The sequence below is a fragment of the Pseudomonas sp. KD5 genome (genome assembly GCF_012932895.1).
In the GTDB taxonomy this organism is placed as follows: Bacteria; Pseudomonadota; Gammaproteobacteria; order Pseudomonadales; family Pseudomonadaceae; genus Aquipseudomonas.
This window is the reverse complement of sequence record NZ_JDWJ01000003.1, coordinates 356,273-371,553: the sequence shown is the minus strand read 5'-3', so window position 1 is coordinate 371,553 and position 15,281 is coordinate 356,273. Positions and strand designations below refer to the sequence as shown.

The following is a 15,281-nucleotide window of genomic DNA, read 5'->3' as shown; positions in this document are numbered from 1 at the left end:
AAGGGTTCGCCGATGCGAGCCAGGCGCCATACCCGTCCATCCCAACCAAGAGGTCACCATGAACGTCGATAAAAACCTGGAAAAAGAAGTCCTGACCCGCCTGCTGCATGCCCATCCAAGCGGCTTGGGTAAGGAGGTTCTGGACAATTACCGGGGGGAGAAAGTCGTGGCCAGCACCCTTGCGACGCTGCAGGAGCGTGGGCTGATCCAGCACGGTCATGTGATCTGCAACGAAGCCGGCGAACACTCGCTGAACCTGCCGATCAAACTCAGCGCCGCTGGGGTTGAGGCGGCGCGCAAACTGGATAACTAACCGAGCAGGAGCTGGCGAAGCCTGCGCCAGCTCCTATAGCCAGGAGAAATCCCATGCCTCGTGGAAGCAAAGACAAATACACCGCCGAGCAGAAACGCAAGGCCGAACACATCGAAGAAAGCTACGAACGCAAAGGCGTGTCGAAAGATGAAGCCGAGGCCCGCGCCTGGGCGACGGTGAACAAGCAGTCGGGTGGCGGTGAGCGCGCCGGTGGCTCGGGACGCAATAAGCCGGCCGCTGCCAAGTCTGCCGATCGCAAGGAATCAGCCCGCCGTGCAGTCGCCACCAGAGAGGGCAAACCGCGCAACAGCAAGGCTTCACGCGATACCCAGACGGTGGACAGCCTGATGAAGGAAGCCCGGGCGAAGAAGATTCCGGGGCGCTCGAGCATGCGCAAGCAAGAGTTGATCGAGGCGTTGCGCAAGGCGGGTTGAACGTCAGGATTGAGGGTGAATTTGAGGGCCGATGGCGGCTGATCAGGCGCTGAAAGTTTCGCGGATCAACGCATCCACCTCCGCCGTCCCCGGCGAAGTCGCCGGCCCCCAACGAGTGACTGCCAACGCCGCTGCCGCATTCGCCCGCCGTGCTGCCTCTATCGCCGACAACCCCTGCGCCAACCCGGCAACAAACACCCCGGCATGGGCATCCCCCGCACCGTTGCTGTCGACGGCCGAGACCTTGAATCCCGGCACCTGCCGACGGTCGCCATGCTGGCTGATCCAGCAACCCTGCGGCCCATCGCGAACCACCATCAGGGCGTCCGTCGGCAACTGATCCGCCAAAATATTCAACGCCTCGGCAATGTCCGACGCCCCGGCAAACCGCAGCGCCTCGACACGGTTGCTGGTCCACAGATCGATGCGCGGCAGCAAGGCCTTCATCAGCGGTGTGTCCGGCGAATCCACCAACGGTCCCGGATCGAATACCACTTTGATCCCGTCCGGCAGCTCCAGCACCCAATCCACCAGCACCTGAGCCTTGCTGGCATGCAGCAGGCTGTAGCCGCTGACATAGACAAAGTCGCCCGCCTCGGCCGACACACTCGCCAGGTCTTCGGCGGTCAATTCGCCTTCGGCACCGATGTAGGAAATGAACGTGCGTTCGGCCGAGGCTTCAGTCAGTGCGACACACAACCCGGTGTCGCGCTCAGCACGGTGAGCGATGCCGATCCGAATGCCTTCTGCCGTCATCGCCTCCCGGGCCAGGTCACCAAAACGGCCGTTGCCATGGCGCCCGAGGTAAACCACCGGCAAGCCGTTCCGTCGGGCCGCGGCCATCACATTGAAACCGCCGCCCGCCTCGAAACGGGCGGATTGCGCCAACACGTCACCGCCCGAATGAGGCAGTTTATCCACGGCCATGACCAGGTCGATGATGACCTGGCCGGTGTGCAGCAGCCTAGACATGCGCAGGCTCGAGCAACGCGGTACGACGGTCCTTCGCACCGCCGAGCGCCCAGTAAATCCCGCCAGCCACCACGAATGTCACGATCCAGCCCAGACCGTTGTGGCCCAGCCAGGAGTCGGACAGGAAGCCCCGGAACCAGACATCTTGTTCAGTGGTGCCAATGGTGGTGAAGCTGAAACCCAACACAATCGCCGCCGCCCACGCACCGAATGCACGCCACTCGACGCCACCGCGATACCAGTAGGCGCTGCTCGGGCTGACGTCCAGCAGGTCCTTGGGGCTGTAGTAATGACGATGGATCAGGTCGACCACGAAGATCCCGACCCACGCCGTGATCGGCACCGCCAGCAAGGAAATGAAGGTAATGAACGGACCGTAGAAGCTCTCGGCGATCAGCATGAAGTAGATCGAGCCGGCGAAGATCGCCACGATATCGACCACCACCGCATACACGCGCTTGACCTTCAGGCCGAGGGTCAAGGTGGTCAAACCGGCGGAGTACACCGACAGGTTGTTCGACAGCAGTAGCCCGCCGAACGCGGTGATCAGGTACGGCACCGCCATCCAGGTCGGCAGCATGTCGCGGATCGCGACAATCGGGTCAGTGGCCGAGGCCAGATCGTTGTTACCCACCGACAGCAGACCACCTAGGGTGATCAGCAGCACCAGCGGAATCCCCGCACCGAACGCCGCCGACGCCACCAGGCGCACCGCTTTGACGCTGCGGTGCTGGTAGCGCGACATGTCCGCGCCGGCGTTGGCCCAGCCGATCCCCGTACCGGCGGCCATGGTGCCGATGCCGATGATCATCGCGCTCAGCGGTGCTGGCGTGGCATTGAATACGGCGCTCCAATCGATGGTCGCGCAGAGGAAACCGCCGACCAGGATGTTCAGCGCACCGAACACATAGGTTGCCCATCTCTGGATCACCAGCAATGTGGCGTGGCCGAGACCGGACACCGACAACGTCAGCAGCACGAAAATCGCGATGAACACCAGGGTCAGCAGCGGTGCGCTTTTGGCTTCCACCGGCGAGCCGAACACTATCGAGCACAGCGACAGCAAGACGAAGGCGGCGGTGGTGGTGTTAACGGTTTCCCAGCCCAGACGCGACATCAGCGAGACCAGCGTCGGGCCGATATTGCCGCGTACGCCGAAGATCGCTCGCGACAGCGTCAGGCTCGGTGCGCGACCACGACGACCGGCAATGGAGATGATCCCGACCACCGCGAAAGAACCGGCGGCACCAAGGATCGCGACGATGATCGCTTGCCAGATCGCCAGGCCGCGAAAGGCCACCAGCGTGGCACCCAACGGCAAGCCGAGAATGGAAATGTTGGCCGCAAACCAGACCCAGAACAGTTGCAGCGGATGACCGTTGCACTCCCCCTCCGGTACCGGTTCTATACCACGGGTTTCCAGTTGTCCGGCGCTTTGCCCGGAACTTTGCCCGGCGCTCGATGAACTCATGAAAGATGCTCCTTGCCATTATTGTGGTTGTGGGCAATCTCGGAGGACAAAACAACAGCCGACCGTCCTGCCCGTGTTTGTGCATTCCATTGCGGGTGAAAAATTCAAGTATGCGGCGTATTCATCGCGGGCAGCCCGCGATGGGGCCAGTCCAGTCAACGTAAAGCCAACAGACCTTTTACCAACGGTTCCAACTCCAACGAGTTAACCGCTTTAACCTGCTCGATCATCGCCACCGGCCAACTCTCAAGCCCCAGACAGGCCCCGAGCATGGCGCCGAGCATCGCCGCGATGGTGTCGGTGTCACCACCCAGGCTCGCGGCCATGCACAGCGCTTCGAAGGCCGTCATCTCGCCGATGGCCACTTGCTGGGCCAGCGCAAAAGACACCACCACCGATTCCTGTGAGGCCACCGAAGTGCCGATCACGTCGTACAGCAAATCCGCCAGCAACGCCTTGTCGCTGTCGATGCCGATGCTCCGCGCCCAACTGATGCGCGAGGCGATGCGCCCGCCGGCGACCCAGTGGCCGTGACTTTCTGCCTGCTGCGCGAATTGCTGGCCGAGGTTCAACGCCTCACCCAGGTCCATGCCGTTGATCCCGGCGGAAACCACTGCCGCCACCGCCGCCGCACTGGCAATCCCCAGCGTGGTGTTGTGGGTCACCTGACAGGCTTGCACCACGGCACGGATGAAACGCTCGGGATCGGCAACATCGGCCGCAATCCCCACCGGGGTGATGCGCATCGCTGCGCCATTGGTGGAGCCATAGCGCCCCGCCTCTTCCAGCGAGTGGCCGGCGAGGATCATTTCGATCGCGCGTTTGGTCGAAGGGCCGAGCAAGTCTTGCGAGCCCTTGGCCTGCATCCCGGCTTCCCACTCGATCAATCGTTGGGCCAGTACCGCCGGTTCGATCCGGCCCTCGCCCTCGATCAACAACCGAGCGACCAGAATCGCCTGCTCGGTATCGTCGGTGATCGAACCTTTGGGCAAGTTCGCGGCAATCGGTTGATTGGGGCCGGCGTCTTGCAGATCGGTAATTTCAACGAAGCGCGCCTTGATTTCGGCGCGGCTCAGGGATTGGGTCGGCATGCCCAGCGCATCGCCCAGGGCCAGTCCATAGAACGCGCCGAGGGCACGGTTGAGCGCGGTCATTTTGGAGCTCCAAACTGCAAATGCAGGCGAAAGTGCACCGGATCGAGCAGGCTTTCGACCTGCTCCATAAAACGGTTCTGACGGTCGTAGGTGGTGCGCAGGGCCTTGAGAAATACCGTGCCGACCGGGCGCCCGAGAAGTTCGGCGTCTTCGGTGTTCAAGGGTTCAGCACCGATCCACTGATCGCCGTGCTCGCCGACATAGCCGTAGGCAGCCAACGTGATGGTCAGGGAGTTATCAATCAGTCCCACTCGCGGCAGGCCTTCCAGGCCTCCGGTCGCGGGCATCAACGCGCGCTCCAGAGACACCAGCGTGCCGTCGGTGGCGCGCCGGCGACGGTCGAGGGTAATGAATTGATCGGTGCCAAACCGCGACAGCAGGTCAGGCCGAGTCACCGCCTCCAGCCGCAGCACTTCGGTATTGATCAACGCCCCACTGTCCGCCAGCGCCTGAGCCCAGCCGCTGCTCTGATCGAGCACTACGCCGTCGTAAGTAACGATGGAACCGACTCCGCTTTGCGTGGCGATGTAGTGACGCCGTTTCAGTTCGGCCAGGGCTTCACGCAGCGTGCCGCGGCTGACCTTGAATTCTTGAGCCAACTGATGTTCACCCGGCAATAGCAAGCCGTCCTCCATGAGGCCGCTTTCGATGCGCCGGACAAGCTCATCGATAACCCGTTGTTTCTTGTCAAATCGTACCTGTCTAACCATGTACAAAGTGATAACCGAAAGGGATTAGGGCGAGCAAGGGATATTTTGTGGCTGGATTGTGTGACAGACAGACCGCTTTCGCGGGCAAGCCTCGCTCCTACAGGGGGATCTGCGCGGTACTGTAGGAGCGAGGCTTGCCCGCGAAGGCGTCGGCACATCCAGTATCCATGTGCCGGACATCCCGCTCCCCCAGGGAAAATCAGCGTTGTTTCAGTCGGTCGATCACAACCGCCAGCAACAGGATCGAACCGCGAATCACGTACTGATAGAAGGTATCGATGTTCTTCAGGTTCATCGCATTCTCGATGATCGCCAGAATCAGCACCCCGGCAATCACATGCCGAATCATCCCGATCCCGCCACTCAGCGACACCCCGCCCAACACGCAAGCCGAGATCACTGTCAGCTCGAAACCCTGGCCAATCATCGGCTGACCCGAGGTCATGCGCGACGCCAGAATCACCCCGGCCAATGCACCAATCACCCCGTGCACGGCGAAGATGATGATCTTGGTTCGGTCAACGTTTACCCCAGCCAGCAACGCCGCTTCCTGGTTGCCACCGATGGCCATGGTGTTGCGCCCGTAGGTGGTGTAATTCAACAGCCAGCCGAAAAACAGGAAGCATACGATGGTGATCAGAATCGGCACCGGCACACCGAACAACTGGCCGTTACCGAAGACGAAAAATGACTCCTGGGACACGCCCACCGCTTTGCCGTTGGCAAAAATGTAAGCCAGGCCACGAACGATCTGCATCGTCGCCAGTGTGGTAATCAATGCATTGACCCGCAGCTTGGCGATCACGATCCCGTTGATCAGCCCGACAATCAGCCCCATCACCAGCGCCGCACTGACGCCGAGGAACACGCTGTTGGTGTCGCGCATCACCACCGCCGCGACCACGCCGGCGCAGGCAATCACCGAGCCCACGGACAAGTCGAAGTGCCCCGACGCCAGGCAATACAACATGGTGCAGGCGGCAATCCCGGTGGTGGAAATCGCCAGGCCCAGACCGCGCATGTTCAGCGGCGACAGGAAGTTGTCGATCAGCAAGGTGCAGAGCACGAAGATCCCGACGGCCGCCAGCAGCATTACCCAATCATCGAGAAAGCGTCGCAGGTCCAGCGGTTTGCGCGGGGTTGGCAGAGCGTTGTTTTGGATGGTCATAGTCACCTCTCAGTTCGCCACGTCGGCAGCGCGTTGGCGTGGCAAAGCCAGTTGCAGCAGGTTGGATTCATTGGCGTGTTCGCGGGTCAGTTCGCCGCGCATCGTGCCTTCGCAGAGCACCAGGATGCGGTCGGAAATGCCCATGACTTCCATCAGGTCGCTGGACACCACGATCACCGCGATGCCGCTGGCGGCCAGGTTATGAATGATCTGGTAAATCTCGGCTTTGGCACCGATGTCGATGCCGCGTGTAGGCTCATCGAGCAGCAGGATTTTCATCGGCATCGACAGCCAGCGACCGAGAATCGCCTTCTGCTGATTGCCGCCGGACAGGTACATGATTTTCTGCGCCGCGTTGGGCGTCTTCACCTTCAGCGCCTTGATCTGCTTGTCGGCGTTGCCCTTTTCCCACAGCCCGCGCAACAGGCAACCGAAGGTGGAATGAGCGCCACGAGCACTGATGTTGATGTTCTCGGCGACACTGGCCAGTGGCAGGATGCCCTCTTTCTTGCGGTCCTCGGGGCACAGCAGAATCCCCGCCGCAATGGCATCGCGCGGTGAACGCAGTTTCAGTTCATGTCCACGCAACTCCAGGCGTCCGGCCGTGTTGCGGGTAAGTCCGCTGAGCATGCGAAACAGCTCGGTGCGGCCCGCGCCAACCAAGCCGAACAGTCCCAGAATCTCGCCCTTGTGCACCTCGAAACTCACCGGTTCACGCAAACCCGGCCCCAGTAAACCGTCAACCTTGAGCGCCACCGCGCCACGCGGGCGGCTGCGGTAATCGTAGATGTCCTGAATGTCGCGGCCGACCATGCACGTCACCAACTGGTCATGGGTCAGCGCGCTCATGTCCTCGAAGGTGCGCACGAAGCGACCGTCCTTGAACACCGTTACCGCGTTGCAGATGCGGAAGACCTCTTCCATGCGATGGGAGACGTAGAGCACCACTTTCCCTTCGTCGCGCAGACGACCGATGATCGCCATCAAGCGATCGATCTCCCGCGCCGACAGGCTGCTGGTGGGTTCGTCGAACGCAATCACATGCGCGCCACGGGACAGCGCCTTGGCGATTTCCACCAGTTGCCGCTGACCGAGGGACAAGCGCCCGACTTTCTCTTGCGGATCGATTTCATCGGCCAGGCCTTTGAGGCAGGCCAGTGCCTGTTGCCGCAAAACGCTGCGATTGATCAGGCCGAAACTTGCCGGCAGATGCCCAAGAAACAGGTTTTCGGCCACGGTCATTTCCGGTACCAGGTGCAGCTCCTGATGGATCACCGCGACCCCGCTGCCAATGCTGTCGGCAGTGGATTTGAAGACCCTCGTCTGCTCGCCGATCCGCAGGTCGCCGCTGCTCGGCGTGTAAGCACCGCCGAGGATCTTCAGCAGCGTGGATTTACCGGCGCCGTTCTCGCCCATCAAGGCATGGACCTGCCCCGGATGCGCGACGAAACTGATGCCGTCCAGCGCCTTCACCCCGGGAAAGGTTTTGCCGATCCCGTTGAAGCGCAGGCTGCCGCCAATGCGCTGTTCATCTGTTTGTACGTGTGCGTGCATAACCCACCTCATCACACCGATCAGGCGGCCCCGTCGCCGGGGCCACCAATGAAATCAACCGACCCTCAATTCCACAGGCCGATCTTTTCCAGTTCCTGCTTGAAGTTGTCGCGCGTGATCAGCGTCACGTCGTCCATGGCGGTGTATTTCGGCGGTTCTTTGCCGGTGGTGACCCACTCGTGCATCATGCTGGCGGTGTTGTAGCCCTCGATGTGCGGGCTCGGCAGCATCGAGCCGAAGAAGCCGCTGTTGGCTTTCTTCAGTTCGCCGATGGCATCGGTGCCGTTGATGCCGATACCGATTACGTTGGCGGCGGCAAAACCGGCGCTTTCGGTGGCGCGCACGCCGCCCAGCACGGTGTTGTCGTTCATCCCGCCGATGATCAGGTTTTTCGCCCCGCTCGGGAGCTTCACCAACGCCGAGTTGGTGGCGTCCATGCTGCCAGGTACGTCGAGGGTTTTCAGGGCCGAGAACAGAATGTGGTCTTTCGGCATCCCGGCGTCTTCCAGGGCTTTAACCGAACCGTCGGTGCGTTTCTTACCGGTATCGAGTTCGTTGAAGGTGTTGATCACCGCATAGGTTTGTTTCCAGTCCCAGCCGCGTTTTTTCGCTTCGGCGGCCATGGCGGCGCCCTGCTTCTGGCCAACTTCGAAAGCTGCCATGCCGAGGTACGGCACGTCTTCCATGAACTTGCCGCCGGCATCGACGAAACGGTCATCGACAGCGATCACTTTCAAACCATTGAGCTTGGCCTTGGCCATGATCGCAGGGCCCAGGGAGACGTCCGGCGGGCAGATCACGAAGCCCTTGGCGCCGTTCGCTGCCAGGCTGTCGATGGCCGAAAGGGTTTTCTCGCCATCAGGCACGGCGATCTTGATGACGGTGAAGCCCTTGTCCTTGCCGGCCTTTTCAGCGAAGGCCCATTCGGTCTGGAACCAGGGCTCTTCGGCTTGCTTGACCAGAAAACCGATCTTCACTTCCTCGGCCGCCAGCAACGTACTGCTCAGGCTGACCGCGGTGACCGCCAAAGCGGCACAGCACAGGGAACGGATCCCACGACGACGTTTCATAAGCTGACTCCTTGTTATTTTTTTTGAGCGTTATTTGAAAGCCAATACAGCGGTCGAAACATGCAGACAATAGTCATATCGTATGATGATTGGATTTCAGGTGTAGTTTTGCGCCTGAAACCCAAATTATTCAGTCGTGGTACATGACCGAACGACCACCATCGATGGTGATGCACGAAGCGTTGATGAATGGCGCCTCATCGCTGGCCAGGAACACGGCGGTCATCGCCACTTCGATTGGCTGACCGATGCGGCGCGGTGGATGCAAGTCGAAGGCCCGTTGACGTTCGGCATGAGGGTCGGCAAAGCCGTTCCAGTAGTCGACGTTCAGTTGGGTTTCGATATAGCCCGGCGCGATGGCGTTGACGCGAATGCCCTTGGGTGCGTATTCGATGCCCAAAGCGCGGGTCAGCCCGAGCAAGCCATGCTTGGCCACCGGGTACGGGAAGCAGCCGGGAATGATGTGAGTGGAATGGGTCGAGGCGATGTTGATGATGCTGCCGATGCCCTGCTCAATCATCTGCGGCAGCACGGCTTTGCAGCCATACCAAGCGCCGTCCAGGTCGATGGCGAAGCAGCGATGCCAGTCGTCCTCGGTCATTTGCAGCGGGTCGCGGAACACGTTGACCCCAGCGCAGTTGACCAGCACATCGATGCGACCGTGAAGCTCAATGGCCAACTTGGCCATGGCGTGCAGGTCTTGCTGGCGCGATACGTCGGCCTTGATCGCCACCACATCCGCGCCTTGTTCACGCCAATGCGCCGCGACTTTTTCGACTTTCTCGGCCTGGATATCGCTGATGACCAGCTTGGCTTGCTGGGACGCAAAGGTCGCGACAATCGCTTCGCCGATCCCCTGAGCGGCGCCGGTCAACAGCACGACCTTGTTTTTCAGGCGCTCACCCTTCGGCGGTTCGGGCACCGGTGGCAAGGAAAGGGGTTCAGCCATGGATCAACACTCCTGTTCGAGGGCACGACGAAAACCGGACATCTGTCGATGTCCGGTCAAAAGGCTTTTTGGAATAGGCAGGCAGGCGTGCAAACGCCCGGGCGCCGGGGCGGCCTGAAGCACTGTCGACCCAAGGGAGGACGGTGGAATATCGCTGCATCACTTCACCTATTTTGTTTTTTTAAGTGTGAGTGCGTGTAACTGATGGGGCCGACTATAAACCCGGCCACCAACAAATCTCAATATATAATTTTACATCCCATATTTTGGGATTTAACCAGCAAATCTCTGACAAGGTTTTCCGGGTACATCGACTCGAACCGACAACACCGCACCATCCAATGGATGGTTGAGCGGGCTCGCCGCACTGGTGATGTACAAGGTTCTGAAGTCTTCGCCACCAAACACGCAACTGGTGGGGCGACTGACAGGCAGTTCGATCACCCGATCGACATGACCGTCCGGGCTCAACCTGAGCAAGCAACTGCCGTCCCAGCGGGCGTTCCAGATATAGCCCTCGGCATCCATCGCCGAGCCGTCGGGGCCACCCCGTTCGTGGGGGCCAAACCAGACGTAGGCGGTGTCGAGGTTGCCGTCGGTATGGATGAAATGTTGGTACAACGTGCCGTCGAGGCTGTCGGCGAAATACAGGGTCGTGCCGTCGTCGCTCCATAGCAATGTGTTGGGGATGCCGAGCCCTCGAAGCAGCGGCGTGACCCGAGCATCGCGGTCGATGCGAAACAGGCCACCGGAGCGGCGCACGATCGGCAAGTCTTCGCCCTGCTCGCCAATGTTGTTTTGCATGGTGCCCAGCCAGAGCCGGCCCAAGGCATCGCAGCGGGCTTCGTTGGCGCGATTGCCGGGTTGCGGATCAGCCACACAGAGCAAGGTCAGCCGAGGTTCCAGGCCGGGAGAGTTCAGGTCCAGCCGATAAACCCCACTGCTCAATGCCACCAAGGCATCGCCACTTTCGCAGGGGATGAATGCGGACACGTGTTCCGGCATCTGCCAGATTTCCACATTGGCGCCGATCAGTCGCAGCGCCTGTTGGCCGGCGATATCAACCCAGTACAGCGCCTGGGTCGGTGCATCCCAGAACGGACCTTCACCGAGTCGCGCACGGTGTTCGGTAACCGCAGTCCACGTCATGAAACCTCCTTTTTATTGCTTTTATGTGGGAGCGAGCCTGGTCAGCTTGCCTTCTTGTCGGCCATGACTTGGGGGTAAAACCGTTTGATCGCCAGGTCGGCGTTATCGATCAGGGTCATGCAGGCCCACACACCCCGCGCGGCATCCCGGGCGGCGATGGCGTCGGCCATGTCTTTGTGAATCGGCAAGGTTCGGCGTAGTTCGTCCGGGTCGGCGGCAGACACTTCGAACGACACCGCCAGCAGCGCGCCGAGGGCCGGGACCATTTGTTCGATGAATTGATTGTGGCTGGCGGCGAGGATGCACTCGTGGAAGAACTGGTCGGCGCGGTTGTAATCGATGCCGCTGTCTACGGCTCGTTCCAGCGCGTTGTAGGCCTGAAGCACCGCTTGCACTTGTTCCACTGTTGCGCGCTCGCAGGCCCAACGCACCGCCATCGGTTCGATGGTGCGGCGCAGGTCAAGCAAGTCGTCGACGAAGTTTTCCGGCAAACCGCTGCGCGACAGCCAGCCGACGACTTGTGGATCGAAGAGGTTCCAGCGCCGTACCGGCAACACCCGCGTGCCGACCTTCGGCCCGACTTCGAGCATGCCTTTGGCCACCAGGGTTTTGATCGCTTCGCGGATGACCGTACGGCTGACCCCAAGCTGCTCGCCCAGGTCGGCTTCAACCTTGATGGTCTGACCGGGCTTCACCTGGCCAGCGGCAATCCAGCACCCCAGCCAATCAACCGTCGACGCGTGAAAACTGCTGGACATGGGTACCTCACCGCCCGGTGAAAAAAAATGAAACGACACAAAAGCCGTTCGCGATGGATGCCCACGCTAATCATCATATGATTGGGTGTCAATTGGATTTTTCTGGAGTCCTTGCCAACACAGGCATGACTGTTCGTCCGATTACTCCCCCCGGCGCTTTGAACCCACCCACTTTGTAAACTACGGTTAGCCCGCAACAGATCAGACAACCTCACTAAAATCCGCTATCGCAGGTATGAACATGGACATGGATGCGTCTACGAAATACCCCATTGTGTTGGTTCACGGTCTTTTCGGCTTCGACAGAATCGCCGGTTATCCGTACTTCTTCGAAATCGAGGAAGCCCTGGAACGTGCCGGTGCCCAGGTGTTTGCCGTGAATATTCCAACCGTCAACGGCAATGAGGAGCGTGGTGAAAAACTGCTCGAACACGTCGATCGCATCTTGCGGGAAACGGGCGCCGCCAAGGTCAATCTGATCGGCCATAGCCAAGGTCCGCTGGCGGCACGCTACGTCGCAGCCCTGTACCCGGAAAAGGTTGCGTCGGTCACCTCGGTCAGTTGCCCTAACCACGGCTCCGAGATTGCCGACCAACTACACAAGGCACTGACACCCGGAGAATTACCCGAAGCCTTGGTATTAGCCCTGTTAGGCGCAGTCGGCACCTTCATTTCGTTGATCAGCGGCCACCCGGAAAACCCCATCGACCCTCAAGCGGCGTTCGAATCGCTGACCAGCGCAGGCCTGGCCGCCTTCAATCGCAAGTACCCGCAAGGGTTGCCAAAGGTTTGGGGCGGGGAAGGCAACGAAGTTGAGAACGGCGTGTATTACTACTCCTGGAGCGGGATCGTGCAGAACTTTCAAAGCCTGCAACTCCTCGACCCGACCCATTTGAACTGTAAAGTGCTGTCGCAGTTATTTTATAAAGAGAAGCACGCCAATGATGGGCTGGTCGGCCGCTACAGCTCTCATTTGGGCAAAGTGATCCGCTCGGATTACCCCATGGACCACTTTGATGCAGTCAACCAGATGGCCGGGATCAACAGTTGGAACGTGAGCCCGGTGATGCTCTACCTAGAACATGCCGCCCGGCTCAAGAGCAAGGGTTTGTAAGCCCATAAAAAAGGCCCGTTGCAATAACGGGCCGTTTCGTTTCTCGGGTTCAGCGCTTACGGCTCAAGTCCGATCGGGAAAAACTCGCCACCGCTCCAGACACCGAGCCAGCTCTGCCCGTCAATCTCACGGCTCACGGCCAACTCTACCAATTGGTAGAACACATTGCGGTGAATCAGCGCTTCAAGGTTGCTGCGCACATGCACGTACGGGGCGGGTTCCTGAGTCACCGGGTCGATCACCACGCGCATGGGGTGCTCGACACCGGCGTCGGTGGTTTCATCGACGTTGGTGGTAAAGCGCAAGACCTGAGCCTCACCCTCGCCTTCGACTTCCACGGCAATCGCCACGAACGGTGCGTCGTCGACCTTGATGCCGACCTTTTCGACTGGAGTAATCAGAAAGTAATCATCGCCGTCGCGGCGAATGATGGTGGAGAACAGCTTGACCATCGGCTTGCGCCCGATCGGCGTGCCCAGGTAATACCAGGTGCCGTCGCGGGCGATGCGCATATCGATGTCGCCACAGAAGTCGGGGTTCCACAAGTGGACCGGTGGCAAGCCTTTGGTTTTGGGGATTTGTCCCAACAGGTCATTGGCTTTTTGCGGGCCACTCATGGCGTTCTCCTTTGAATTACTGGTCGCTGATCCCCAGCAGACTACGAGCGTATTGCTCCAGCGGCGGGCCCAGCAGATCTTCTGGTTTGTTATCGTGGAACGTCAGTAAACCGCCACGACTCTTGATACGTGCAGTATCGATCAAATACTGGGTGCTGGTCTCGATCAACATGATCTGTATGACGCCACTGTCGATCCCGAGGCGATCCGAGCGTTCCTGATCGATCAATTCGTCCGTGTTGCCGATGCGGTCGTCGGCCTTGGCAAAACGTGTATAGAGCAGGTAGTGGGCACCGGCGGCACGGGCTTCGCCCATGGCGGCGTCGAGGCCTTCCGGCGCGCGGGCACGGCGGACCATCGGGAAATATTCGATAAAGCCGTTGAAGGCTTCTTCGGCCACCACGTTAGGTCGCGGATAGGCAGTGCCCGGCGGCGCGAAGGCGCCCTGGGCGATGTAGATGAACGAATCTGGCTGAATGCGGATGTTATTCACGCGACGGCTGTCGCTGTGGTCCAGCAGCCCCGCGTCGCTCATGTGGTAGCGAGTTCCTTCAGCCATATCGCTGACATTCATGCAGCCACCAAGCGCCAAAACGGCCAGCAGCAAAACCAGGCTACGCATCCTTCCCTCCAGAAGCCGGTGACGGAAAACCGGCGAATGGCCGAGGGATGCAGCTTCCGCGCCAGCTCATGCCAGGATCATCTTTGTAGCAGCTGCCGAAGGCTGCGTTCGGCTGTAGCAGCTGTCGAGCCCCAGCGAGGCAGCTGCTACAGATCGCGATCAGCCGCCGATGATTTTCATGATGGTCGCGCCACCGGAGAACGCCACTTCCTGCTTGTCCCCCAGAGCCTTCACCAGCAGTCGCTGCAACGCCGGCAATGCCTGGTGACGAGGTTTGTCCAGCAGATCGCCGACATAGTGGCGATTACTCGACGACAGGCAGCCATGCAGCCAGCCAGTGGACGACAAGCGCAACCGCGAGCAGGTGCGGCAGAACGGCACGCTTTCGTTGGCGATCACGCCGAAGTGGCCCTGCCCCGGAATCTCGTAGCGCACCGCCGTGGCATCGACCGGCGCGTCGGCCTGCAGGTATTCGTAGTGTTCGCCGATCAGGCTCAGCAATTGCTGAAGGCTGACGAACTGTTGCAGGAAGGCGTTGGAATCACTGGCCAGGTGGCCCATGCGCATCAACTCGATGAAGCGCAGCTCGTAGCCGCGTTCCAGGCAGTAATCGAGCAGTGGCATCACCTGATCAAGGTTTTGCCCACGCAGCGGCACCATATTGACCTTGATCTTCATGCCGGCTGCCGCGGCCTGGGCCATGCCGTCGAGCACGGTCGCCAGATCGCCGCCGCGGGCAATGCTGCGGAAAGCCCCGGCGTCCAGGGTATCGAGGGAAACGTTGATGCGCCGAATGCCGGCATCCACCAGCAGCGGCAGCTTCTTCGCCAACAGCTGGCCATTGGTGGTCAGGCTGATGTCCGCCAGCCCCATCTGCCCGACGGCAGTCATGAAGGCTTCGAGTTTGGGGCTGACCAGTGGCTCGCCACCGGTAATGCGCAGGCGCTCGATGCCGGCTGCTTCGATCAGATAGGCCACGCCGCGTGCCATCGCCTCGGCCGACAACTCATCCTGCGCAGCCACCAGCCGTTTGCCGTTGGGCACGCAGTAGGTACAGGCGTAGTTGCAGGCGGAGGTCAGACTGATCCGCAAATTGCGAAAACGCCTGCCTTGACGGTCAACGATCATGGATCACTCCGGCGAAAGAAGATTCGAACGCGCAAAACTTGACTCACAAATCAAGTTTTAGCAAGCCCTATGCCTGAGTATATTCCTGCGGTACTGCG

16 protein-coding genes are annotated in these 15,281 nt (G+C 60.3%); 3 read left to right on the top strand and 13 right to left on the bottom strand.

Going from position 1 to position 15,281, the window contains the following annotated elements; genetic code table 11:
• The first annotated feature begins 58 nt into the window (after positions 1-58).
• Positions 59-313: a hypothetical protein gene (locus AF70_RS08725; protein ID WP_018926197.1), complete on the top strand. Its 255-nt coding sequence runs from the start codon at positions 59-61 to the stop codon at positions 311-313.
• 53 nt (positions 314-366) lie between these two features.
• Complete coding sequence (locus AF70_RS08720) at positions 367-747, top strand: Rho termination factor N-terminal domain-containing protein (protein ID WP_019582748.1); 381 nt, start codon at positions 367-369, stop codon at positions 745-747.
• A gap of 42 nt (positions 748-789) precedes the next feature.
• Here the strand turns inward: AF70_RS08720 and AF70_RS08715 are convergent, their stop codons facing one another.
• From AF70_RS08715 to AF70_RS08670, 10 genes are all read right to left on the bottom strand, one after another.
• Entirely contained in the window at positions 790-1,719 is a 930-nt protein-coding gene (locus AF70_RS08715; protein WP_028938952.1) for a PfkB family carbohydrate kinase, read from the bottom strand.
• Positions 1,712-3,190, bottom strand: coding sequence for a cytosine permease (locus AF70_RS08710; protein WP_028938951.1), 1,479 nt, complete (start codon positions 3,188-3,190; stop codon positions 1,712-1,714). The genes AF70_RS08715 and AF70_RS08710 overlap by 8 nt, the downstream gene beginning before the upstream one ends.
• A gap of 155 nt (positions 3,191-3,345) precedes the next feature.
• Complete coding sequence (locus AF70_RS08705) at positions 3,346-4,344, bottom strand: ADP-ribosylglycohydrolase family protein (RefSeq protein WP_028938950.1); 999 nt, start codon at positions 4,342-4,344, stop codon at positions 3,346-3,348.
• Complete coding sequence (locus AF70_RS08700) at positions 4,341-5,054, bottom strand: GntR family transcriptional regulator (protein ID WP_028938949.1); 714 nt, start codon at positions 5,052-5,054, stop codon at positions 4,341-4,343. The genes AF70_RS08705 and AF70_RS08700 overlap by 4 nt, the downstream gene beginning before the upstream one ends.
• A gap of 199 nt (positions 5,055-5,253) precedes the next feature.
• Positions 5,254-6,222, bottom strand: coding sequence for an L-arabinose ABC transporter permease AraH (araH, locus tag AF70_RS08695; protein WP_018926203.1), 969 nt, complete (start codon positions 6,220-6,222; stop codon positions 5,254-5,256).
• Positions 6,223-6,231: 9 nt separating this feature from the next.
• A complete protein-coding gene (gene araG / locus AF70_RS08690) occupies positions 6,232-7,776 on the bottom strand; it encodes an L-arabinose ABC transporter ATP-binding protein AraG (protein ID WP_019582743.1) in 1,545 nt (514 codons plus the stop codon).
• 65 nt (positions 7,777-7,841) lie between these two features.
• A complete protein-coding gene (locus AF70_RS08685; RefSeq protein WP_019582742.1) occupies positions 7,842-8,846 on the bottom strand; it encodes a substrate-binding domain-containing protein in 1,005 nt (334 codons plus the stop codon).
• Between the two features lie 130 nt (positions 8,847-8,976).
• Positions 8,977-9,795, bottom strand: a complete 819-nt coding sequence (locus AF70_RS08680; protein ID WP_018926206.1) for an SDR family oxidoreductase — start codon at positions 9,793-9,795, stop codon at positions 8,977-8,979.
• A 273-nt stretch (positions 9,796-10,068) separates the two neighbouring features.
• Positions 10,069-10,944, bottom strand: a complete 876-nt coding sequence (locus AF70_RS08675; RefSeq protein WP_028938948.1) for an SMP-30/gluconolactonase/LRE family protein — start codon at positions 10,942-10,944, stop codon at positions 10,069-10,071.
• A 41-nt stretch (positions 10,945-10,985) separates the two neighbouring features.
• Positions 10,986-11,702 carry a FadR/GntR family transcriptional regulator gene (locus AF70_RS08670; RefSeq protein ID WP_018926208.1) on the bottom strand — a complete coding sequence of 239 codons (717 nt, stop codon included), beginning with the start codon at positions 11,700-11,702 and terminating at the stop codon, positions 10,986-10,988.
• A gap of 241 nt (positions 11,703-11,943) precedes the next feature.
• On the opposite strand from AF70_RS08670, the gene AF70_RS08665 reads away from it, so the two are divergent.
• Complete coding sequence (locus AF70_RS08665) at positions 11,944-12,816, top strand: triacylglycerol lipase (protein ID WP_019582740.1); 873 nt, start codon at positions 11,944-11,946, stop codon at positions 12,814-12,816.
• A 56-nt stretch (positions 12,817-12,872) separates the two neighbouring features.
• On the opposite strand, the gene AF70_RS08660 is transcribed toward AF70_RS08665, so the two are convergent.
• From AF70_RS08660 to AF70_RS08650, 3 genes are all read right to left on the bottom strand, one after another.
• On the bottom strand, positions 12,873-13,433 hold the full coding sequence (locus AF70_RS08660) for a DUF1285 domain-containing protein (protein WP_019582739.1): 561 nt from the start codon (positions 13,431-13,433) through the stop codon (positions 12,873-12,875).
• Between the two features lie 16 nt (positions 13,434-13,449).
• A complete protein-coding gene (locus tag AF70_RS08655; protein WP_019650440.1) occupies positions 13,450-14,055 on the bottom strand; it encodes a DUF4823 domain-containing protein in 606 nt (201 codons plus the stop codon).
• 159 nt (positions 14,056-14,214) lie between these two features.
• The gene (locus AF70_RS08650) at positions 14,215-15,183 is read right to left on the bottom strand and encodes a GTP 3',8-cyclase MoaA (protein WP_018926212.1); all 969 of its coding nucleotides are present in this window, start codon (positions 15,181-15,183) and stop codon (positions 14,215-14,217) included.
• Between the last annotated feature and the right edge of the window lie 98 nt (positions 15,184-15,281).